Source organism: Bifidobacterium castoris, from assembly GCF_003952025.1.
In the GTDB taxonomy this organism is placed as follows: Bacteria; Actinomycetota; Actinomycetes; order Actinomycetales; family Bifidobacteriaceae; genus Bifidobacterium; species Bifidobacterium castoris.
The window spans coordinates 39,082-62,273 of record NZ_QXGI01000003.1; the positions used below are offsets into that span (position 1 = coordinate 39,082).

Below are 23,192 nucleotides of genomic sequence, written 5' to 3' on the forward strand. Positions count from 1 at the left end.
ATGGGAGAGGGGAGCCTATGGACGGGCAGACGACGGCCGGCGGCCCGGCGCCGGACGGCTACACGGCGCACGACGTCGAACGATGGGTCGCCGAGCCGCCCAAATCGCGCCGCCGCACGCCCTTCGAACGCGATCGCGCACGCCTCATCCACTCGTCGGCGCTGCGCAGGCTCGGCGCGAAAAGCCAGATCCTCGTCGCGGGCACCGACGATTTCGCGCGCACACGCCTCACGCACACGCTCGAAGTCGCGCAGATAGGCCGCCAGATCGCGCGGATGCTCGGCTGCGACCCCGACGTCGTCGACTGCGCATGCCTCGCGCACGACCTTGGCCACCCGCCCTTCGGACACAACGGCGAACGCGCGCTCGCCGCGCTCGCGAGGGACATCGGCGGATTCGAGGGCAACGCGCAGACCTTCCGTCTGCTCACCCGTCTTGAGCCGAAGATCTTCCGTGCCTCGGGGCGTCCGGCCGGCGTCAACCTCACGCGCGCATGCCTCGACGCGTCCGTCAAATACCCGTGGGGCTACGCGCGCGCCGACGCGCATCCGAAAGGCGAGCGCGGCCGCAAGTTCGGCGTCTACCCGGACGACGCGGACGTCTTCCGATGGCTCAAGGAGGGTGCGCCGGCGGAGACGGTGCCGCTCGAAGGGCAGGTCATGGACCTCGCCGACGACATCGCGTACAGCGTGCACGACTTCGAGGACGCGGTCGCCACAGGCGCCGCCGATCTGGCCGAGCTGAACCGGGCGGGGACCATCGACGCCGTCGTGCGCGAGATCAACGCATGGTACGGGCCGCAGTGGGATCCCGGCGAGCTTGTGCGCGCCTTCGGCAGGCTGCGAGCGATCGGCGCGTTCCCCGAGGCCTTCGACGGCTCCCGCCGCGCGCTCGCACAGCTCAAGAACGTCACGAGCATGCTCATCGGCAGGTTCGCGCTGAGCGTCGAGGCGGCGATGCGCGCGATCCACGGCGCCGGCGCGCTGACGCGGTACATGGGCGCGCTCGCCGTGCCCGACGAGACGCGATACGAGATCCTCGTGCTCAAGGGCATCGCCGTGCACTATCTGATGGAGCCGCGCGACCATTCGCCGATGCAGCAGGACGAACAGCGGATCGTGACCGACCTCGTCGACGTGATCATGGACGACCCGTCGACGCCGCCCTTCGCGCTGGAACGCGTGTTCTGGGAGGACTGGATGGATGCGGGCGACGACGGCGCCCGGCTGCGCGTCGCGATCGACCAGGTCGCGAGCCTGACCGACGCGTCGGCGATGACGATGCACACGCTGCTGTGCTCGTGAACGTCGCCGTGCGCGTGGGCCGCCGTGTTCGTGAAGCATCGGTGCATGCCGGACCGGCGATGACGATCGGCTGATATGATGTTGGCTCATGGCGGGCTTGATCAGGCAAGAAGACATAGACAAGGTGAGGAACGCGGCCGATCTGTACGACATCGTGTCCGCGAGCGTGTCGCTCAAACCGGCGGGCGTAGGCTCGTTCTCCGGCCTGTGCCCGTTCCATGACGAGAAGACGGCGAGCTTCTACGTGCGCCCGTCGATGGGCCTGTGGCACTGCTTCGGATGCGGACGCTCCGGCGACGTCTTCGGCTATGTGCAGGAACGGGAGAACCTCGACTTCCCCGACGCCGTCGAACTGCTCGCCGACAAATACCACATCGACCTGCACCGCGAACAGGGGCGCGGCCCGGACAACGCGCGCAAAGGCTCGAAGCGCACGCGGCTGCTCGAGATGAACGAGGAGGCGCAGCGCTTCTTCGTCGAACAGCTCACGACGCAGGAGGCGCTGCCGGCGCGCCAGCTGCTCGGCGGACGCGATTTCAGCCGAGAGGACTGCGTGCGCTTCGGATGCGGCTACGCGCCGCAGGGCTGGGACAACCTCGTGCGCCATCTCGCCGGCAAGGGATACACGCAGCAGGAGATGCTCGACGCCGGCCTCGCACGTCAAGGCCAGCGCGGCGTCTACGACTACTTCCGCGGGCGCGCCACATGGCCGATCCGCGACTCGACCGGCCGCACGCTCGGCTTCGGCGCGCGCAAGCTGTACGACGACGACCAGATCGGCGCGAAGTACATCAACACGCCGGACACGCAGCTCTACCACAAGAACCAGGTGCTCTACGGCATCGACCTGGCCAAGGACGCGATCGTCAAGAAACGGCAGGTCGTCATCGTCGAAGGCTACACCGACGTCATGGCGATGCATCTGGCCGGCGTCGACACCGCCGTCGCCACATGCGGCACCGCGTTCGGCGAGGAGCATGCGAAGATCGTGCGCCGCCTCATCCACGACGACTCGCTCGGCGCCGTGCAGCTCGTCGGTCCGCTCAAGGTCGAGGGGCAGGCGCTCAGCTCGCGCATCGTCTTCACGTTCGACGGCGACGCGGCCGGGCAGAAGGCGGCGCTGCACGCGTTCGGCCTCGACACGGCGTTCCTGTCTCAGACCTTCGTCGCCGTCGCCGAGGACAACCTCGACCCTTGCGATCTGCGCATCCGGCACGGCGACGACGCACTGCGCGCGCTCGTCGAGAACGCGAAGCCGCTGTACGACTTCGTGCTCGGCGCCGCCGTCAACCGCTTCGACACCTCGTACACGACCGGGCGGATGGGCGCCGTCAAGGCGACGGCGCCGCTCATCGCGCAGATCCGCGACCGTTCGCTGTGGAATGAATACGCCAGCAAGGAGGCGCGCGCGATCGGCGTCGACCTCGACGTCATGCGGCGCGAGGTCATCGCGGCGCGCAAGGCGCTGCATGTGCGCGACGAGGACGCGTACGCGCCCAGACGCAGCCGCTACCCGCGCTCCGGCGAGGGCGAGCGCCAGAGCGCGCCGACCGCCGTGCAGGCGCGGCTCATCGAGCAGGCGAACGCCGAAAGGCAGACCTTCTACCGCGTGCCCGATCCGGTGTTCATCTGCGAGCAGCATTTCATGGCGACGCTCATCCAGATCCCGCGCGCCGTCAACGCCGAGCTGTTCCGCGGCCTCAGCGTGCACTGCTTCCAGACGCCGGTGTTCCAGACGCTGTATCAGGCGGTCGACGTGGCGGGCGGGCTGCCGCCGGATTCGGCGACGCAGCAGCAGTGGTTCGAGCATCTGCTCGAAGCGGGCGGCCCGATGCTCGGCCAGGTCATCAACGAACTCGCTGTCTTGCCACTGCCGTTACCCTTCGACGAGGGCGTAGTGCAGCGCGAGCAGGACACGCATGGGGGCGCCGGCGTCGTCACGCAGCCGCTGCGCGAGGCGACGCAGGCGGAACGGCAGTACGCGAACCAGCTGCTCGCGAGTCTGCTCGACGCCGGCTACATGCGCACGATCGCACAGACGAAGCGACGCATCGCGCATACGCAGGACTCGAAGCAGCAGATCGAGCTGCTCGGCGTGCTGCAGCATCTCGAGACGGCGCGCAAGGAGCTCAAGGCGAGCATCTTCGGCGGGTGACGGGTGAGTCGCGGCGGAAGGCCGCGGTTTGCGCGGGCATCGTCGCAACGGTCGTCGGGGGCATGCGCGGGCGTGCGATGCGGCGGCGCGGACGGCTGTGTGACCGACCGCTTTAGTCATTCCGGCGAACTAACGGGGCGCGGTCCATCCGACGACGCGGGCCCATGCGAAAACGTCGGCGCGCGAGCGCAATGATTGCAACAGCTTGCGGGCCCGCGCGCCGGAAACGGTCGGCGATACACCACGCCGAATCGTTGCAACGGCGCGATTTCGTGTAGGATGGGCTTGTTTTTGCAAGTGCGTTCTGGAGGATGAATGCGGCAACGGGTGCTCACGTTCATGCGCAGCGAGACCATATTGATCGTCGCGTCCATACTCGCATTAATATCATGCTTCATCGTGCCCCCGGACGGGGACTACGGCGGCTACGTGCACGTGAGCACGATCGCGCAGCTCATCTGCCTGATGCTCGTCGTGGCGGGATTCCAGCGCATCGGCGTCTTCAGGATCATCGGCGCGTCGCTGCTGCGCCGCGTGCACACGGCGCGCGGGCTCGTGCTCACGCTGCTGTCGCTGACCTTCGTCTCGTCGATGTTCATCACGAATGACGTCGCGCTGCTCACCTTCGTGCCCTTCGGACTGGCCGTGCTCACGATGGCGCACATGGAGGACAAGACGATCATAGTGTGCGCGCTGATGACGGTCGCCGCGAACACCGGCAGCATGCTCACGCCGATCGGCAACGCGCACAACCTGTACTTCAAGGCGCTCACCGGCATCAGCACCGGGCGTTTCCTCGAGATCATGGCGCCGTACTCGGCGCTCGCGGCCGTGCTGCTCGTCATCGTCACGGCGGTCGTGTTCCGCGGCCGCACGATCACCGAGTTCGAAGGCCTGGACGGCAAGGGCATCGAACGCGGCGTGCTTGCGCCGGACTCCTCGCGCGCGCAGCCGGATGAGATCAAGGTCACCGGCTACGGCGCCGGCTACGGCGGATGGCGTGCGATCGTGTACACCGGCGTGTTCCTCGTGTGCGTGCTCACGGTCAGCGACCTCATCCCGCTGTGGGTGATGTGCGTCGTGACCGTCGTCGCGATGCTCGTCTGCGACCGCAGATCCTTCCTGCACGCCGACTGGGGTCTGCCGCTCACGTTCGTCATGTTCTTCATCTTCATCGGCAACATGAAGCGCGTGCCGGAGTTCTGCGCGATCGCACAGGCCTTCGTCGGACAGCATCCGCTCGAGGTGTCGGTCATCTCCAGCCAGGTCATCAGCAACGTGCCGACCTCGCTGCTGCTGTCCGGGTTCTGCGACCAGTGGGTGCCGCTCATCATCGGCACGAACATCGGCGGCATGGGCACGCTCATCGCCTCGATGGCGTCGCTGATCACCTACAAGAACTACGCCCGCGCCTATCCTCGCAAGAAGAGCCGCTATCTGGCCACGTACACGGCCGTGAGCGTGTTGTTCCTGCTGCTGCTGTACATCCTCGCGCTGATCATCGAGTAGCGGGCGGTCGCGACGCAGCCGCATCCGCTTGTGCGGCTCGTTTCGTCGACGTGGTCTACGTTCCGGCCCGGAACGTCCCGTTTCGTCAATGGGTTCGACGGTTCGGGACGGAATGCGGGTGGTGACGGTCTGCGTTCGATGACGTACCATAATGTGCGCTATACTGATTCAGGTTTGGCCCCGTAGCTCAGCTGGATAGAGCATGTGACTTCTAATCTCAAGGTCGACGGTTCGAGCCCGTCCGGGGTCACGATCAGGGATGGCGTTCGCGCCATCCCTATTTGCATGCCTATGGGGGGAGCACACTTGGCGTCTCGGATTGCGTAAGGATACACTGCCCGAGACGCAGGGGGGGCATATGGGCGTCTCGGTCGGCGTATGCATGCGCAACACGGGATGAGGAGAGGAGTGGCGAAGTCCTAGATGGCGTATGTGTGCGCCACACGGGACGCTGCAAGGCTGGCCGACGTCCTGTGGCGCGTATATGTGCGCTCAGGGGGACGCTGGAGGGTGCGGTTGCGTCCTGCAGGGCGTATGCGTGCGCGGCGCGGGACATGATGGGACGTGTCGGAGTCCTTGGTTGCGTATGTGTGCGCTCAGGGGGACGCCGGCAGGCCGTCAGAACGTGAGCACGACCTTGCCGAAGAGGTCGGCGGACAGCACGCGGGCGAAGGCGTCCTTCGCGTATTCGACCGGATAGGTCGCGTCGATGATCGGATGCAGGTTCGCGTGTTCGACGAAACGCAGCATGCGCGCGAAATCGTCGCGCGAACCCATCGTGTTGCCTTGGATGCGGATGTCCTGGAAGAACACGCGCGTCAGCTCGGCGCCCGGCTGGTCGCCGCTCGTCGCGCCGCAGGTGACGATGACGCCGCCGGGGCGCACCGAGCGGATCGAATGGGCCCATGTGGCCGAACCGACCGAATCGAGCACGGCATCCACCTTGTGCGGCAGGCGTTCGCCGATATGCACGGCGGCGTCCGCGCCGATGCGCCGCGCCGCGTCGAGCTTCTCCTGGCTGCGCGACGTGACGAAGACCTCGAGACCGGCCGCATGCGCGAGCTGGATCGCCGCGCTCGCCACGCCGCCGCCCGCTCCCTGGATCAGCACGCTGTCGCCGGGTTGCACCTGCGCGCCGTGCTCGCGCGAGAACAGCATCGAATACGCGGTGAGCCAGCTGGTGCCGAGCGCCGCCGCCTCCTCGATCGTGCAGTTCGCCGGCTTTGCGAATAGATTCGCCGCCGGGACCTGCGTCTCGTCGGCCATCGTGCCCGGATACTTCTCCGACAGGATCGTGCGGCGCTCGCCGGCGGCCACGCCCGCGCCGTCCGCGCCGATGACCGTGTACGCGACGATCTCGTCGCCGGCCTTGAGCCCGGTGCGTCCTTCGGGCTCCTCCTCGAGCACGCCGCATACGTCGGTGCCGAGGATCATCGGCGTCATGTCCGCCGGCAGCCCGACGCCCTTGAGCGACCAGATGTCGTGATGGTTGACCGAGACGGCGCGCGTCCTGATGCGTGTCCATCCGTACGGCAGCCTCGGCGTCGGCAGTTCGCCCACCGCGAGCGCCTCCAGAGGCTGTTCGGGATTGATGTGCTGTGCGTATACGGCCCTCATCGCCGCTCCTTACGTCCGTTCGGGCGGTCCGTCGTCCACCCGCCAACGTCATTCTAACGCGTCGCGGACCGCCTCGAGGGCGGCGCACTATAATATGGTTCGCGGGGCGCGCACCCGCGTCCACCGAACGCAACCGTAAGGATCAGATCAGGCTCATGACCGGCGACATTCTGGCGAACATGCATGCACCCGAGGACGTCAAGGGGCTGGACGGGGACGAACTGGATGCCCTGTGCGCGCAGATCCGTGACACGCTCGTCGACTTCGGCAAACGCCATGGCGGCCATATCGGCTCGAACCTGGGCCTTGTGGAGGCAAGCGTCGCGCTGCACCGCGTCTTCGAATCGCCGTTCGACAAGATCGTCTTCGACGTCTCCCACCAAAGCTACGTGCACAAGATGCTGACGGGGCGCGCGCGGGCGTTTCGCGACGCGGCGCTGTTCGACTCGGTGACCGGTTTCACGAACCCCGACGAAAGCGAGCACGATCTGTTCGTGCTGGGGCACACCGGCACGTCGATCTCGCTCGCGTGCGGTCTGGCGAAGGAGCGGGACATGCGGCGCGCGGCCGGTCGCACGCCGCAGACGAACAACGTCGTCGCCGTCATCGGCGACGGCGCGCTGAGCTCCGGCATCGCCTTCGAGGGGCTCAACAACGCGGCCGAGCAGGGCGGCAACCTGATCATCGTGTTCAACGACAACGAGATGTCGATCGCCGGCAACCACGGCGGCATGTATGCGACGCTCGCCGAGATGCGCGCGTCGCGCGGCCGCTGCGGCGCGAACCTGTTCCGCGCCTTCGGCCTCGACTACCGCTACGTCGAGGACGGCAACGACGTGCATGCGCTCGTGCGCGCCTTCGAGGAAGTCAAGGACATCGACCACCCGATCGTGCTGCACATCCATACGACGAAAGGTCTGGGCCTGGATGCCGAGGACGCCGCGCACGGCATCCGGGAAGGTCGTTGTGAGGACAACCACTGGCAGTCGCCGATGGGCGAGTCCGACAAGCCGCTCGGCGCGCGCAAATACTACGGACGGTTGGCGATGGAGGCGCTCGAGCGGCGTTTCGACGCCGAACCGGGACTCGTCGTCGTCTCACCGGCGACCCCGGGGTCGAACGGCATCACGCAGAGGTTCCGCTCCCGCGCCGGCGCGCATTACGTGGACACCGGCATCACCGAGGAGCACGCGGTCGCGTTCGCGGCCGGCATCGCGAAGGCCGGCGGACGTCCGGTCGTCGCCACATCGGCGACGTTCTTCCAACGCGCCTTCGACCAGCTGCAGCAGGAGGTCGCGATCAACGGCGCCCCGGTGACGCTGCTGTCCTTCGGCGGCGGGATTTCCGACGCCGACAACACGCATTCGGGCGCCTTCGACGTCACGATGTTCGGCAACATCCCGGGACTGCGCTGTCTGGCGCCGACGTCGCGACGGATGTTCCTCGACATGCTCGCCTGGTCGACGTCGCCGGCGAACACGGCGCCGACATTGATCCGTGTGCCCGGCAGCGCGATCCTCGACGCCGAACGCGCGGGTCTTCTCGACTCCGAGGCGACGGCCATGCCGCAGCGCACCGACGCGGACGCACCGTGGAGCGGCTACCGCATCGCACGCGACGGGCGCGACGTGGCCGTGCTGGGGCTGGGCGACGCCTACCCGACGGCGCAGGCCGTCGTCGACGCGCTCGCCCACGGCGCCGGAAGCGTCGACGCTACGCTGATCGACCCGCTGCAGTTCTCGACGCTCGACGAACGCACGCTCACGGCGCTCGCATCGCGCCACCGCGTCGTCGTCACGCTCGAGGACGCGCAGCTCGAAGGCGGTTGGGGCGAGAAGGTCACCGCGTTCTATGCGAACATGCTTCCCGAAGCGGGCATGCGCGTGCTCAACTTCGGCGCCGACAAGGAGTTCACCGACCGTACGCCGCTCGCCGAACTCGACTCGCGCTACGGGATGACGGTCGAGGCGATCGTCGGCCGCATCCGCGAGCTGCCGCACACGGCCTGAGCCGGATCGGGGCGGGGCGATCGGGAAGCGCGCCGCGATGTGAGACGGCGACCGCGCGCCTCGGCGCCCTGCGCGCCGGGTCGGCGTACAGTGGAACACGCAGCAAACCACCCGTCCACATCATTGCGGAGGTAACAAATGACAGCCAGCAAGCCCGAAGTGGCCGTGATCATGGGATCGGCCAGCGATTGGGAGACGATGAAGCACGCCTGCGAGATGCTCGACCGTTTCGGCGTGCCCTATCTCAAGCAGGTCGTCTCCGCGCATCGCACGCCCGAGCTCATGGGTGAGTTCGCACACGCCGCGCGCGCCGACGGCATCAAGGTCATCATCGCCGGCGCGGGCGGCGCGGCGCATCTGCCGGGCATGGTCGCCGCGCAGACGACGCTGCCGGTCATCGGCGTGCCGGTGCGGTCGCGCGCGCTCTCCGGCCTGGATTCGCTGCTGTCGATCGTGCAGATGCCCGGCGGCATCCCGGTCGCCACGACGGCGATCGGCAACTCGGGCGCCACGAACGCCGGACTGCTCGCCGTGAGCATGCTGTCGATGAACGATGCGGCGCTCGCCAAGGCGCTCGACGACTACCGCGAGGAACTCAAGGAGAAGGTGGACGAATCCAATGCCAAGCTTGTCTGAGGAAACCGGGGGCCGCGTGCCCGCATTGGCTCCGGGCGCCACGATCGGCATCGTCGGCGGCGGCCAGCTCGGCCGCATGATGGCGTTGTCCGCGAAATACATGGGATTCCACGTCGGCACGCTCGATCCGACCGAGGATTGCCCGACCGCGCAGGTCGCCGACTTCCAGATCGTGGCCGACTACGACGACACCGCGGCGATCCGCGAGCTCGCCGAACGCAGCGATGTGCTCACCTATGAATTCGAGAACGTGGACGCCGACGCGCTCGACGCGGTGCGCGACCGCGTCGCGATCCCGCAGGGCACCGACCTGCTGCGCGTGACGCAGAACCGCGTCGCCGAGAAGACCTTCATCAACGACCACGGCATCTCGACCGCCCCGTGGGCGCCGGTGAACAGCCGCGCCGAACTGGACGCCGCACTCGGGCGGATCGGCTACCCGGCCGTGCTCAAAACGGCCGAAGGCGGCTACGACGGCCACGGCCAGATCGTGCTGCGCGACGCCTCCGACCTCGAGCAGGTCTGGCCGGACGAGGACTTCCCGCCGGCGATCCTCGAAGGCTTCGTCGACTTCGCCTACGAGGCCTCGATCCTCGTGAGCGGCAACGGCGAGGACCACGTGACCTTCCCGGTCGTGCGCAACATCCACTGCGACAACATCCTGCATAAGACGATCATGCCGGCGCCGATGGATGACGGCATGCAGGAACGCGCACGCGAACTGGCCGTCGCGCTCGCGAAGGGCTTCGCACTGGCCGGCACGCTCGCGATCGAGCTGTTCGTGTGCGCCGACGGCACGCTCATCGTCAACGAGCTCGCGCCGCGCCCGCACAACTCAGGCCACTACACGATCGAGGCGTGCGACTTCGACCAGTACGACCTGCATGTGCGCGGCATCTGCGGCTGGCCGCTCGCGCAGCCGCGGACGCTCACGCCGGCGGCCGTCATGGTCAACGTGCTCGGCCAGCACGTCGCCCCGACGCGCGAGGCGATCGCCGGGCATCCCGAGTGGCATGTGCACGATTACGGCAAGGCGGAGGCGAAGCGCGACCGCAAGATGGGGCACATCACCGTCCTGACCGACGACGCCGAACGCACCGTCGCCGAGCTCGACGCGACCGGCTGCTGGGCCGACATCACCGATCGCGGCTGAGACGGCGCACGACGGGCGCCGCACGCGTGCACGTTCCGTGCGCATCGCGTGTCCGCGGGAATCGGCGGTATGATCCGCCGGTAGAATCATAGGCGTCCGTGGACCGGACGGACATCGGCGCCGTCGTCCGGGCGCCGCCTGGGAAGGAGCACAGCGACCGCATGCGCAACACACGGCAGAAGGATGTGATCCGCGAATCGCTCAAGGGCGCAGACGGCTTCGTCTCCGCACGCCAGCTGCACGAAAGGCTCGAGGCGGTCGGCGAGCACATCGCCCTGGCCACCGTCTACCGTCAGCTCAACGCGATGGAGGAGCAGGGCCTCGTGGACACCGTGCGCATGAACGGGCAGCAGCTGTTCCGCCTGTGCGGCGACGACCGCCACCATCACCACCTCGTGTGCGTGTCGTGCGGCAGGACCGTCCAGATCGATCCGCCGAGCGAGCAGTGGCTGCGGAAGGTCGCCGACGCCTACGGTTTCACGATCGAGTCCCATACGCTCGAGGTCTTCGGCCTGTGCGCCGAATGCCGTGGACGCGGGGCCCGCACGGCGGACGCCGACCAGACAGGGCCGGCAGAAGGGCAGAGGTAGGGAACGGCAGGAGGGGCGGGGCCGCGCACGATGGGTCCATTCGTGCGCGACGCCGCCCCTCCTGCCGATTCGGATGCGCTAAGCCTGCCCGGACGCCGCCCCGTCATGGTCCGGCGAGCCCTCAGGCGCGCTCTTCGCGTCCGCTTCCGTCTTCGCGTCCGTGCGCTCCTTGCCCGCGGGCGTCTCCTTCTTCTTCGGCTTGAAGGTGGACAGCATGCCGAGGGCGCCGCGGAACGTGAGCGTAGGCAGATACGCGCGCACGATCGCGATGCCGAGGTTCGCGAGCAGCGCCGAATCCGGGTAGCAGATGTAGACCGGATGGTCGGAGGGCTGGAACTTCTTCTTGAAGTTGTACAGCGACTTGAAGCCGTAGGCGGGTTCGAGCAGGTCGGCGACGAGCGCGAGCGAATGCTGCAGCATGACGGTGCCGTCGATGTTCGTCTCGTCGTCCGGCTTCGCCTCGGACGCGTCGTGCAGTCCGGTCAGCGGCGCCGCCGACAGCGAGATGAAGTCGACCTTCTCGTCCGGATGCTCCTCGTCCCAGTCGTGCATGCGCTGCGCCATGCGCGCGATGAGGAACTCCATGATGCCGTTGTAGCTGCCGGGACGGTAGCGCATGAAATCGAGCGTCCAGCCGGCGACGTGCCCGTCGCGCCACGTCGGCAGCCAGCTCGTGACCGCCTGCACGACGCCGTCGGCGTCGATCGCATAGAGGATGCGCACGCGCGGATCCTTGAGCTCCTCGACGCCGCCGAGCGTGAACTTCATCTCCGGCAGCGCCTTGCCCTGGGACCATTGTTCGGAGATCTCCTGGATCTGCGTCTGCACATCGGCCGGCGCATCCTCGTAGGTGCCCATCTCATCGGTGATGCCTTCGCGCTTCGCCTTGTTGATCGCGGTGCGCACGTCCTGCCATTTCTTGCCGGTCGTCTTCCAGCTCTGCGGATCGATGACCATCTCGTCGCCGACCATGATCGAATGCCATCCCAGGCGCGCCAGATGGTCGCGCGCCGGCTGGTGGACGGCGTAGAACACCGGCGACCACGAATGGTCGCGGCAGAAGCGCGCGAACTCGTCGAGGTCGCTCATCCACTCCTCGGGGTCGCCGAAGGGGCCGGTCGTCGTCAACGCGATGTGGTTGAGCACGCGGTAGGCGACGGCTGAACGGCCGGTCGGCGAGATCCAGTACTCGTTGCCCTCCCACGTCGTCATGAAGCTCATCGATTCGCCGCCGCGCTCGACGAGCTCCTCGGCGCGCGCACGCGCCTTCCTGTCGTAGTCGATCGTCGCGTTGAGCCATGCGAAGGCGACGACGACGAAGACGATCCAGAACACGACGCCGACGCCCTGGTAGACGAGCGAGGCGATCGCCGTGTCCGGCACGAAGGCCAACCGCGTGTTCGTCAGGAAGCCGATCGGCAGGAACCGGCCGGGAAGCTCGGCGAGCAGCACGCGCAGGCCCGGACGCGGCGTGAAATCGCCGGGACGCGTCAGACCGAAGACCAGATAGACGGCCGCGCATGCCACGAAGGTCGCGCCGAGCACTATCAGGCTGACGTGCAGCGGACGCGCCTTCGTGCGGATCGAGAAGTCCGGCAGCTTCGCGATGATCGCGATGGCGTACAGCAGCGGCACGAGCGCGTTGACGAGGCACGTCTCGACCGCGCGGCCCGAGAACGCCGTGGCCGGGCCGCCGAGCGCGAAGGGCATGACGAGGTAATAGCTCACGGTGATCACGCTCGAGGCCAGATAGAAGACGATGCTGCAGATCGCCGCCGTGCGCCGACCCAGATAGACGCCCCAGGCGAGCGCGAGCATGACGAGCAGCGGAAGCACCGAGCGGATCAGGTCGCCGGTCATGCTCGCGCGCATCAGCTCGTACTGCTGGAAGCAGCCGCTCGTGACCTGCCCGTGCATGCAGCTCGCGAGCTTGCCGGTGTTGACCGAGCCGGGGCTGAGCACCCAGGCGAGTCCGGTGAGCGGACCCGCATGCGAGCGCGACGTGGCGGCGACGACCGGGCCGAGCGCGAGCACGGCGCCGATCGCGCCGAGGACGCGGCGCGTCTCGGACGAGCTGCTGTACTGCCAATGCCAGGCCTCGTCCTCGATCGGCGGTCCCGCCATCGCGCGGCCGATGAGCTGGCCGGCGATCGCGGCGACGAGCATGCAGTAGTCGCCGGGGTTGCCGCCGTAGAGCAGCACGACGAGGATCGCCGTGTAGCCGATCAGCCGGATGCGCCGGCGCCACAGCTGGTAGGCGAAGGCCGTGGACGCGAACAGCGCGCCGATGACGAGCACGAGCGGCGACAACGTGAACTGCACGTGGTAGATGATCGCGTTGTCCTGCAGCAGCGCATTGAAGCCGGCGCACAGCAGCAGGCCGAACGTGATGCCGATGGCGGCGCTCGCCAGGCTCGCGCCGATCGTGCGCCACACGCCCATCATCGGCTCGGCGATGCACAGCATGCACGCGATCAGCAGCGCCTCGACGATGAGCTGGAACACGCTGCGCGTGAGCACGAGCGACGGCATCAGCCGCGCGAGGTCGAAGGCGCCGAGCGTCGTGTGCATCGACGCGTACGGCAGCGTGCGGTGCTGCACCGCGTACCACAGCCACCAGCACAGGTTGACGACGATGAATCCGAAGGTCGTCCACAGCGCGAAACGCTGCTCGTGCGCCCATCGGCGCAGGTCGCGGCCGAGCTGGACGCCCACGCCGCCGTCATGCGGCCGTGCGGCCGCCGTCCGTGCGTTCATTGCTGCACCTCGATTCCCGGATGCTCTTCCATCCGTTTCTCCTCCCGTTGCCGTTCGTCGGCGCCCGATCCGTGCCGGGACGCCACGCCGACGTCCAATCCCATCCGGTCGCACAGCCACGGCAGCGCGATGGTGAGGGTCCTGTTGACCGCGCGCCAGTCGTGGCCGGCGTCCTTGACCTTGATCTGGACGACCGTCCATCCGGATTTTCTGGCCTCCTCATCAATCGTAGCGATGTTGGCTGTCGAGACCGTGTCATTTTCTCCGGCCGCCAGAATCATCACCTGCTTCGACGGCGCGTGGGCGCGCAGCGCGTTGACGGGCACCTGCCGCTCGTAGGCGGCGCGGTCGCCGCCGAAGTAGTTTTCGACCATCTGCTCGACGCTGCCGTCGGTCGGCGCGATCTCGCCGTCCACGGCGAGCACGTTGCCGTAGAGCTCCGGATGGTTCGGGCCGATCTGCGTCGAGCAGGTGCCGCCCTGCGAGAAGCCGCCGATCGTCCAATCCGCCGGATCGGTGCTCACCGGCAGGTTCCTGCGGATCCAGTCGGGCACGTCGCGCGTCAGGTAGGTCTCCGCCTTGCCCCATCGGGTCGTGTCCGCGCACAGCGAGTTGCGCGAGGCCGCCGTGTTCTGGTCGGGGGAGACGACGATCGGCGCCAGACCGTCATGCTCGTTCGCGTACCGCGTCAGGTCGGCGATCGTGTCGCTCGCCGTGAAGAAGCGCGTCGGGCTGCCGGGCTGCCCGGCGAGCATGACCATGACGGGCAGCCTCGGGGGCCGCTTCGCGAGGGCCGCCGGCGGCAGCCACACGAGTCCCTTGCGCGCGCGGAACCTCGAGGCGGGGTTCGGGATGTCCACGGACAGCAGCCTGCCTTCCTTCGCCGGCGTCTGCTCGCCGGCGTCGACCTGCCTGGCCCATGCGTCGACGCTGACCGTGTCGAGCGAGATGTGCAGTGTCGAGATGTGCGGATACGGCGAATAGTCGACGAGCGAACCGATCGTCTGGTATTCGCCGTAGATCGCGTTGACGCGCACGCCGGTGGCGATGAGCGTCAACGGGACCATGGCGATCGCAAGCGCGCGCCGCCAGCCGTGCGTGCCGACGGCGGCGGCGACGAAGAAGCCGAGCAGCAGGAATCCGACGGCGCAGGCGATGATGACGTCCCATCCCAGTTCGACGCCGAAGAGCACGATGCCGTTCGAGACGAACCAGACGGCGGCGCCACCGACGAGGCCGCAGGCGAGCGCGACGAGCCCTTGTCGGGCGACCGCGCGGCGCCGTCCCCGGCCCGATTGCGCGATGGATTGTGCGATGATGAGCGTGGCGAGTCCAAGCGCGACGAGCGCCCAGAACAGGATCGGGAACCATCCGCGCGTGATGCGGATCGCGTAGAACCCCTCCCATGCGGCGGCGGAAGCCATGATCGTCCTCCTCGGTGGCGGCTGCGATGTCCTTCGATGCCCGGCACGGGCGGTACACACTGTAACGGCGGCGCCGGGGAGTGCGCCAACGATTCGCCGCATCGCTGAACCGTCCGTCGCGCGGCTCATCGCACAGCGGATTGTCAGCTTGTCGGGGGACAATGGTCGCGCCCTTTCCCGTCGGGAAACCGTACCGCCGACGCATCGCGGACGGATCGGCACCCACGAACCCAAGAACATAAGACAGCTGGAGCGGCAGACAGTGGACAACGAACAACGGCGAGCAGACGCAAACATCGAGGAACTGACGATCCGGACGATCGATCCGGAACACGTCCGTGATGCGCATCCGCGTGGCGCGCACGGCTCACGCACCATCTGGGCGGTCGTCTACACCGTCCTCTTCCTGCTCGCCGACTACGCGGCGTTCGCGATCCTGCAGTGGGGCGTGGCGCTGACGTCGACGCGTGTGCAGCTGTCGAGCGCGAACGAGGGGATCGGGGCGATGTGGCACAAGATGTTCACGCAAGGCAACTGCGTGCTGCCGCTCAACCTGCTGCTCATCGGGCTCGTTTATCTGATATTGCTCATGGCGACGAACCGCTTCTGGGTGGCGACGCCGATCCTGCTGTCCGCCGCCGCCGTCATCGCGGCCGCCGAGAAGTTGAAGATCGCGGCGCGCTACGAGGCGATCCTGCCTTCCGATCTCAATTTCCTGGACGGCAACGCCGGCGATCTGATGAAGTTCCTGCCGTCCGGGGCATCGGGCGTCATCGTCGCGGCCGCCGCCGTCATCGTCGTCTCGGTCGTGCTCGCCGTCGTCTGCTGGCGTCTCGACCCGCGTCGCGGCGCGCTCGTCGCCGGCGGCAACAAGGCCGTCGGCGCCTGCACGCGCATCCTGCTCGTGCTGCTGCCCGCACTCGCCGTCGCCGGCTACGCGCAGTCCGTCGGCAGCGTCGGCTCGTGGGGATACCACGTCTCCCGCGGAATGGGCGACACGCCGTCGATGTGGGACTCCGTCTATGACGCGCAGCGCAACGGCGTCGTCGTCTCCTTCCTGCGGCAGGTCCATCCGAAGGTCATGGAGATGCCGTCCGACTACAGCAAGGAGACGATGGAGCAGATCGCGGCGCGCTACGCGAAGGAGGCGTCCGAGATCAACCGCACGAGGACGCATTCGCTCGACGACAGCACCGTCGTCTACGTCCTGTCCGAATCATTCTCCGATCCCACGCGCGTGCCCGGCGTCGAGCTCAACAAGGACCCGATGCCCGAAATCCGCAAGATCAAGGGGGAGACGACGAGCGGACTGATGCTCTCGTCCGGCTACGGCGGCGGCACCGCGAACCTCGAGTACATGGGCCTGACGGGCATGAGCATGGCCAACTTCGACGCGTCGCTGACGAGCCCCTACCAGCAGCTCGTGCCCAGCGCCTGCTGGACGCCGAGCGTCAACCAGCTGTGGGGGCCGCCGAGCAATTCGATTGGGCTGCACCCGTACGAGCCGAACATGTACTCGCGCGAGACGAACTACAAGAAGCTCGGGTTCTCGCATTTCTACGCGCTCAAGGGCGACGACATCATCTCGCACCAGGACAAGATCGACGATTCGCCGTACGTCTCCGACGAGGCGACCTACAAGAGCACCGTCGAGGAGATCAAGAAGACCGACGACAACCAGTTCCTGCAGGTCATCACGATGCAGAACCACATGCCGTACAACGACTGGTACAAGGACAACGAGTTCGAGGTCACCGACGCGGCCGGCTCGGACAAGCCGCTCACCGACAAGGAGAAGAAGTCGATCCGCACCTACGCGAAGGGCATGGAGCTGACCGACGCGGCCACGAAGGACTTCCTTGAGCAGCTTGATAAGATCGACAAGCCGATCACCGTCGTCTTCTACGGCGACCACCTGCCGGGCATCTACTCGACGGCCGGCGCGGACGCGAGCAACTCGATCGACCTGCACCTGACCGACTACTTCATCTGGTCGAACCAGGCGTCGTGGAGCCGCGACACGAAGATCGAGGACAGCGCGTACACGTCGCCGAACTTCTTCATCGCGCAGGCCGCCGAGCAGATGAACGCGAAGGTCTCGCCGTACATCGGCTTCCTGACGCGCATGCACGAGCATGTGGCCGCGATGGAGCCGCCGGTCGTCAACACGATCCAAGGCTGGGACCGCATCCCCGAAGGCCAGGCGATCTACCTCGACGAGGACGGCAAGCCGATGAGCGTCGCGGACATGGACGAGGCCACGAAGCAGCTGCTCGCCGACTACCGCCTCATCCAATACGACATCACGGCCGGCGCGAACTACCTCAAGGACACCGATTTCATGACGCTGCCGAAGTGACGCCCGCGCCCGTCCCCATGTGACGCGGCATCGCCGGCATGCGCCAGCCACGATCCCCTGACATTTTACCCAGAGTAAAACGTCAGGGGATTTTTGTCGCCAGCGTTTATCCTTGTAATGGTAAAACGTTTTACCGATGTGGCGACGATGTGGGACGGCCATGCGACGACCCACCCCACCACGGCACTGCGATTGGATTCAAAGGAGAATACCATGGGAAAGAAGATCATCCTCGACTGCGACCCCGGGCACGACGACGCCGTGGCCATCCTGCTCGCCCTCGGCAACCCAGCGATCGACCTGCTGGGCGTGACCACCGTCGGCGGCAACCAGAGCCTCGACAAGGTGACCTACAACGCCCGCGCCGTCCTGGAGAAGGCGCACGCCGCCGATGTGCCGGTGCACATGGGCTGCGGCCGCCCGCTCATCCGCGAGCCCGAAGCCGCCGCGACGATCCACGGGCAGAGCGGACTCGACGGCGTCGAACTTCCGGTGCCGAGCCGCCCCCTCGACGAAGGCCACGCCGTCAACTGGATCATCGACACGATCATGGCCAACCCGCCGCAGACGATCACGCTCGTGCCGACCGGCCCGTTGACGAACATCGCGCTGGCGGCGCGCCTCGAGCCGCGCATCGTCGAACGCGTCAAGGAGGTCGTCCTGATGGGAGGCGGCTACCATGTGGGCAACTGGAGCGCCGTCGCCGAATTCAACGTGAAGGTCGACCCCGAGGCCGCCCACATCGTGTTCAACGAATCCTGGCCCATCACGATGGTGGGCCTCGACCTGACGCATCAGGCGCTGTGCACGCCCGCTGTGCAGCGGCGCATGGAGGCGCTCGGCACCGACCTCGCCTCCTTCGTCAGTGGGCTCATGGACTTCTTCCGCGCCTCCTACCGCGAGAACCAGGACTTCGTCGACCCGCCCGTGCATGATCCGTGCACCGTCGCGTACCTCATCGACCCCACCGTCATCACGACGAGGCGTTGCCCGGTGGACGTGGAGATCCACGGCGACCTCACCCTCGGCATGACCGTGGCCGACTTCCGCGGGGCCGAACCCACCCCCGAGGAATGCCATACGCAGGTGGCCGTCCACCTGGACGTCGAGAGATTCTGGGATCTCGTCATCGACGCCATCAGGACGCTCGGCTGAACGGCCGCGCAGGACCAGAGGAATCAACACAGAGGAATCAACGAGGATTCAGCGAAGGAAGCATCCATCATGACTACCGCATCGACGAAGCCCGTCGTACCCGCCAGGAACGGCGGCGACGGCAAATCCATCATCGCGCTCATGGTCGCGCTCATGGCGGCCATCTTCGCGTTCCAGCTCAACGCGTCCATGCTCTCCCCGGCGCTCACCACGATGGCCGACCAGCTGCACAGCGACGACGCCCAGATAGGCCTGACGCAGACCGTGTTCTTCACCGCATGCGCCGTGTTCTCGCTGTTCCTGCCGCGATTGGGTGATCTGGCCGGGCGCAAGAAGGTGCTTATCGGAATGCTCGCGCTCACCGGCGTGGGCTGCTGCATCTCGGCGCTCGCCGTCAACGTGCCGATGCTGATGGTGGGACGCGTCATCCAGGGCGTCGCCGGACCGGTCGTGCCGATGACGCTGCTCATGCTGCATGCGCGCGTCACCGACGACGCGCGCTATGCACGGCTCATGGCCATCCTGACCGCCGTCAACGGCGGCATCGGCGGCGTCGACGCGCTGCTCGGTGGCTGGCTCGCCGGCCACTTCGGCTTCCGTTCGATCTTCTGGGTGATGGCGGGCGTCGCGCTCGTCGCGATCATCCTCGTGTGGCTCTTCGCCAGCGAAAGCCATGCCGAGGAGAGCCAGAAGATGGATTGGCTCGGCGTGGTGCTGCTGTCCGCGGCCTTCCTGTCCATCTACCTCGCCATCGACCAGATCCAGAAGCTCGCCGGGGCCAACTGGTGGCTCGTGGCCGTCGAGCTCATCGTCGGCGCCGCGCTGTTCATCGGCTTCTGGCATGTCGAGAACCACAAGAAGAATCCGATGGTCGCCACCAAGTACCTCAAGCAGCGCCGCACCTGGGGCCTGCTGCTCACCACGCTGCTGACGATGACCGGCGTCTTCGCGATCATGAACGGCATCGTCCCGGCGCTCGCGCAGGACACGCGTTTCGGCGCGGGCATCTCCACCGACACCGTCTCGCTGTTCACGCTCACCCCGTACGCGCTCGTCGGTCTGGCCTTCGGCCCCGTCGCCGGCGTGCTCGCGTCCAAGCGCGGATACCGATTCGTGCTGCGTGCGGGCCTCGTCGTCTCCGCGATCGCGATGGTCTTCGGCGTCTTCGTCTGCCACGGCCCGGCGATCTGGAACCTCATCGTCCTGTCGGTCGTGCTCGGCGTCTCGTATGCGGGCACCGCGAACATCATGCTCAACGGATTGGGCATCGTGCTGTCCCCGGAGGACAATCCGGGCTACCTGCCCGGCCTGAACGCCGGCGCGTTCAATCTGGGATCCGGATTGAGCTACGCGATCCTGTACGGGCTGCAGAAGGCGTTCACGGCATCCGGCGGGGCCACCTTCGGATACATGGCGTCGATGGTCGGCGGCATCGTCCTGCTCGTCCTCGCCCTCGCCTGCTCGTTCCTGATCCCCAAGCCGCAGCAGGAGCGCTGACCCGGCTTCGTCCATGACGCGGTCGCCGGCGGACATCCCGCCGGCGACCGCGTCTGTGCTGTAGGGCCGATGTCATATGAGGCGCTTGAAATAGGCGAAGAGATCGCGCTCGCGCACGCACAGCGACGCGGCCACGGCCCCGGCAAGCGCACCCAAAGCGGCGGCGAGCATCGGGCGCAGCGTCAGCACGACGATCTGCTGCGGCGCGGAACCCGCCCACAGATGCATGACGGCCAACGGCAACGGCAGGCACAGCACGGCGGCCGCGAACGTCCAGCTGACCGTCTCCAGCATCATCTGGAGCACAAGCGCCGGTTTCGGCACACCGCAATGCAACGCGGAAGCCAATTCGAGACGCCGCGTCCACACGGCGACGAAGCCCAGCGCCAATGCGACGCCACCGGCCAGCGCAGGCATCCATGCCGTTGCGCGCGATGAGAACAACGCGGAGGAATCAAGCCGGGATCCGAACCTCGTGTTGAGCTGGCGTACGGTGGGGCGGTTGTCCCCGTCGGCGGACACGGTGCCGACGCTGAGCAGCGCCAACGATTCGATCGAATCGGGCACGGGCCATGTCTTGATCAGGCATTCATCGAATACGCCGTCCCCGGGCACCGGCTGCACGACGGCATAGGTCGCATTGGAGCTGCGTCCGTCCTCGGGGGAGGGGTAGACCCCGGCGATCGTCGCCGGCGTGTCGTCGGCGAGCCTCGCCGTCTGTCCGCTTGTCAGGCCGAGCGTCTCGGCGGCCTGTCCGGACAGCCAGACACCGCTCGATTCGGAGCCGGTAAGCGCGCGTGTGTCGCGGCTGTTCGCCGAGGCCAGCGCCTGCACCGCGCCCGGCGTCGCCTCCAGCAGCGGCAGCGACGTGGAGGGAAGCACGGCGAACGATATGCGCGAATCGGCGGTCCGGATCGCACCGGCGGCATGCACTCCCGGTGCGTCGGCGAGCGATTCGCAGGATCGCGCGTCGATACGGCCGGGGTATTCCACGACGTAGGTCGAGGCCCCTGAGGAGACGTAGTCGTCGATGCGTTCGCCGATCGAGCGCAGCTGGAGCAGCTCGGCGCCCGCGGCGGCGAACATGATGGCCATAAGCGCCGCCGCGTACAGCAGCGCATGCGTCGTGCCGGAGAGGATGTCTCGCATGGCTTCGCCGGTCACGCCGCGCAGTCGCATCTGCGCTCGCTGTGCGCGACCGTGCCCGTTTCGTACGGCGCTCATTGGTAGTCCCTCAGATCGATCACGTCGGTGCATGCGTCGCGGGTATCCGGATCGTGGGTGGCGATGACGACGATGACGCCGGACCGGCTCAACGCATGAAGATGGTCGTTCACTTCCCTCGCGGTGTGCCGGTCGAGCTGCGCTGTCGGCTCGTCCACAAGCAGCAGCTGCGGTGAGGTGGCGACGCCGCGGGCGAGCATCAGACGCTGCGCTTCGCCGCCGGACAGGTCGCAGAACCTGCGCATGGCAAGGGATCCAAGTCCAAAAGCGGCGAGCAGCGCAAGCGCGTGGCGGTTCGCCGCCTCGCGACGCTCACCTCGTGCGATGAACGGCAGCGCCACATGGTCAAGGGCGCTGCGGTGGGCGACGCCATGCGGGTTCTGCTGCACCCAATGCAGCTGTTCGCAATGCACGCGCTCGACGCTTCCCTCCAACGGCGCGATCCATCCGGCGATGATCGAGAGCAACGTGGACTTGCCCGAGCCGGACGGTCCGATCAATGCATAGACGTGGCCTGCGTCCAATCGCCGCGTGAGTCCGTGGAACAGCATGTCCGTACCGTCATGGCCCCCCTGGTTCGCATGGAAGGCGTGGCCCACATCATGCAGCAGGACCATTGCGTCCGTCTTGTCCGCCGCGTTCATCGGCAACTCACCGTCTTGTCGGCGGGTACGTCAACATGCTCCAATGTGCCTGATTGCGGGGAGACCATCGATCTTCCCAACTGCGAGGCCACGATCGTCACCTGCTGCGGTTTGCCGTCGACGGTCACGCAGCCCTTCCCGCTGCTTACACCGGTCAGTGCGGACGGAGGGATGATCGATACTGCGCGCGGTTCCGCCAGCGACCACTGATAGATGACGTCGACGGGCGAGCCGTCTGCGACGGCGGATTGCTGTGATGATGCGCCCGAGGACGACGATGCCGAAACGCCCGATCCGCTGCCGGAGAGCATCGACTGGTATTCGTGGCTGGCCGCGATTGCGTTGAGGAAAGCCGGATCGTTCATCTGTGTGACATCGTCGTCTATTTCGAAGGTCTTGTCGGCTATCGTCACCGTGCGTTTACCCGCGGCCGGCTGGCCGTCCGCATTCTCGGAAGTGCGGATGATGATGGCGTTGGTGATGATCGGCGCAGTCTGCGCGATGCCGTCTCCTGCATGGACCTGCGCGCCGACTCGCACCGGGCATTGACGGATCGTCATCGCCTTGGCGGGTTGCCATAGAACCTGAGCTGGATCGAGGTTCCATCCGTTGTCCGCCGTGATGAGGGGAGCTCCGGTCTTCTCGGCGAGCGCGTTGAACGCGGCGATGGAGTCGGAGGAGAATGTATCCGTATCGGGGGCCGCATATCCAAGGTCACGCAGCGCGTCATGCAACGAGCGCACATCGTTCCCCTGTGTGCCGATGGCGAGCGGCCGATACAACGGGATGCTGGTATGCAGCGACAGCACGGCATGATCGTTGATGGAGAACATCGACGTTCCCGATTGCAATGCGGCGCCGGCGGTGCAGGTGGAGGATGTGAGCGTCCCGTCCTGCGGCATCTGCAATGTCGAGGCGTCGCTTTGGGCGAGACGGAAGGTCACGGCGCGCCGATCGTCGAAGACGCCGTCCTCGACGGTCATCGTGCCGGCTGTCGTCTTCGAATCAAGGTCCGAGGGAGGGACGGGCCGTATCAGGAGCAATGCAAGTCCCATGCCGATGGCGAGCATGACCGCGCAAAGCAACACGATGACTGACATGCTGATGCGCGGCGTGTGGCGCATGATCCTTGGGCGCGTGTGATTGCTCATGGGGGTGG

The 23,192-nt window shown here is 67.0% G+C and carries 16 protein-coding genes and 1 tRNA gene; 11 read left to right on the forward strand and 6 right to left on the reverse strand.

What is annotated here, in order from left to right; all coding sequences use genetic code 11:
• Positions 1-17 precede the first annotated feature (17 nt).
• The 4 genes from D2E22_RS04325 (at position 18) to D2E22_RS04340 (ending at position 5,218) form a co-directional block, all read left to right on the forward strand.
• Positions 18-1,304: a deoxyguanosinetriphosphate triphosphohydrolase gene (locus tag D2E22_RS04325; protein WP_126031897.1), complete on the forward strand. Its 1,287-nt coding sequence runs from the start codon at positions 18-20 to the stop codon at positions 1,302-1,304.
• Between the two features lie 88 nt (positions 1,305-1,392).
• Positions 1,393-3,459, forward strand: coding sequence for a DNA primase (gene dnaG, locus D2E22_RS04330; protein ID WP_126031898.1), 2,067 nt, complete (start codon positions 1,393-1,395; stop codon positions 3,457-3,459).
• A 315-nt stretch (positions 3,460-3,774) separates the two neighbouring features.
• Complete coding sequence (locus tag D2E22_RS04335; protein ID WP_126031899.1) at positions 3,775-4,968, forward strand: SLC13 family permease; 1,194 nt, start codon at positions 3,775-3,777, stop codon at positions 4,966-4,968.
• A gap of 176 nt (positions 4,969-5,144) precedes the next feature.
• Positions 5,145-5,218: transfer RNA gene (locus D2E22_RS04340), tRNA-Arg, on the forward strand.
• Positions 5,219-5,586: 368 nt separating this feature from the next.
• On the opposite strand, the gene D2E22_RS04345 is transcribed toward D2E22_RS04340, so the two are convergent.
• Positions 5,587-6,585, reverse strand: coding sequence for a zinc-binding dehydrogenase (locus D2E22_RS04345; protein WP_126031900.1), 999 nt, complete (start codon positions 6,583-6,585; stop codon positions 5,587-5,589).
• Between the two features lie 155 nt (positions 6,586-6,740).
• Here D2E22_RS04345 and D2E22_RS04350 point away from each other — a divergent pair, with 155 nt between their 5' ends.
• From D2E22_RS04350 to D2E22_RS04365, 4 genes are all read left to right on the forward strand, one after another.
• Complete coding sequence (locus D2E22_RS04350) at positions 6,741-8,594, forward strand: 1-deoxy-D-xylulose-5-phosphate synthase (protein WP_126031901.1); 1,854 nt, start codon at positions 6,741-6,743, stop codon at positions 8,592-8,594.
• 138 nt (positions 8,595-8,732) lie between these two features.
• Positions 8,733-9,230 carry a 5-(carboxyamino)imidazole ribonucleotide mutase gene (gene purE, locus D2E22_RS04355; RefSeq protein WP_126031902.1) on the forward strand — a complete coding sequence of 166 codons (498 nt, stop codon included), beginning with the start codon at positions 8,733-8,735 and terminating at the stop codon, positions 9,228-9,230.
• Positions 9,214-10,383 carry a 5-(carboxyamino)imidazole ribonucleotide synthase gene (purK, locus tag D2E22_RS04360; protein ID WP_126031903.1) on the forward strand — a complete coding sequence of 390 codons (1,170 nt, stop codon included), beginning with the start codon at positions 9,214-9,216 and terminating at the stop codon, positions 10,381-10,383. Before purE ends, purK begins: the two co-directional genes overlap by 17 nt.
• 161 nt (positions 10,384-10,544) lie before the next feature.
• Positions 10,545-10,973 carry a Fur family transcriptional regulator gene (locus tag D2E22_RS04365; protein ID WP_126031904.1) on the forward strand — a complete coding sequence of 143 codons (429 nt, stop codon included), beginning with the start codon at positions 10,545-10,547 and terminating at the stop codon, positions 10,971-10,973.
• Positions 10,974-11,051: 78 nt separating this feature from the next.
• Here D2E22_RS04365 and D2E22_RS04370 read toward each other — a convergent pair whose 3' ends face one another.
• Both D2E22_RS04370 and D2E22_RS04375 read right to left on the reverse strand, forming a co-directional pair.
• On the reverse strand, positions 11,052-13,730 hold the full coding sequence (locus D2E22_RS04370) for a bifunctional lysylphosphatidylglycerol flippase/synthetase MprF (protein WP_126031905.1): 2,679 nt from the start codon (positions 13,728-13,730) through the stop codon (positions 11,052-11,054).
• Complete coding sequence (locus tag D2E22_RS04375; RefSeq protein WP_126031906.1) at positions 13,727-15,154, reverse strand: alpha/beta hydrolase; 1,428 nt, start codon at positions 15,152-15,154, stop codon at positions 13,727-13,729. The genes D2E22_RS04370 and D2E22_RS04375 overlap by 4 nt, the downstream gene beginning before the upstream one ends.
• A 262-nt stretch (positions 15,155-15,416) precedes the next feature.
• Between D2E22_RS04375 and D2E22_RS04380 the strand changes: the two genes are divergently transcribed.
• The 3 genes from D2E22_RS04380 to uriT all read left to right on the forward strand — a co-directional run bounded on the left by D2E22_RS04380 (position 15,417) and on the right by uriT (position 20,165).
• Positions 15,417-17,513, forward strand: coding sequence for an LTA synthase family protein (locus tag D2E22_RS04380; RefSeq protein ID WP_241218182.1), 2,097 nt, complete (start codon positions 15,417-15,419; stop codon positions 17,511-17,513).
• A 213-nt stretch (positions 17,514-17,726) separates the two neighbouring features.
• Positions 17,727-18,668 carry a uridine-preferring nucleoside hydrolase UriH gene (uriH, locus tag D2E22_RS04385; RefSeq protein ID WP_126031908.1) on the forward strand — a complete coding sequence of 314 codons (942 nt, stop codon included), beginning with the start codon at positions 17,727-17,729 and terminating at the stop codon, positions 18,666-18,668.
• Between the two features lie 69 nt (positions 18,669-18,737).
• Complete coding sequence (uriT, locus tag D2E22_RS04390) at positions 18,738-20,165, forward strand: uridine transporter UriT (RefSeq protein WP_126031909.1); 1,428 nt, start codon at positions 18,738-18,740, stop codon at positions 20,163-20,165.
• A gap of 72 nt (positions 20,166-20,237) precedes the next feature.
• Here uriT and D2E22_RS04395 read toward each other — a convergent pair whose 3' ends face one another.
• The 3 genes from D2E22_RS04395 to D2E22_RS04405 are packed head-to-tail and all read right to left on the reverse strand — an operon-like array spanning position 20,238 to position 23,184.
• Positions 20,238-21,389, reverse strand: coding sequence for a hypothetical protein (locus tag D2E22_RS04395; protein WP_126031910.1), 1,152 nt, complete (start codon positions 21,387-21,389; stop codon positions 20,238-20,240).
• Entirely contained in the window at positions 21,386-22,033 is a 648-nt protein-coding gene (locus tag D2E22_RS04400; protein WP_126031911.1) for an ATP-binding cassette domain-containing protein, read from the reverse strand. Before D2E22_RS04400 ends, D2E22_RS04395 begins: the two co-directional genes overlap by 4 nt.
• Positions 22,030-23,184: a hypothetical protein gene (locus D2E22_RS04405; RefSeq protein ID WP_126031912.1), complete on the reverse strand. Its 1,155-nt coding sequence runs from the start codon at positions 23,182-23,184 to the stop codon at positions 22,030-22,032. The genes D2E22_RS04400 and D2E22_RS04405 overlap by 4 nt, the downstream gene beginning before the upstream one ends.
• Between the last annotated feature and the right edge of the window lie 8 nt (positions 23,185-23,192).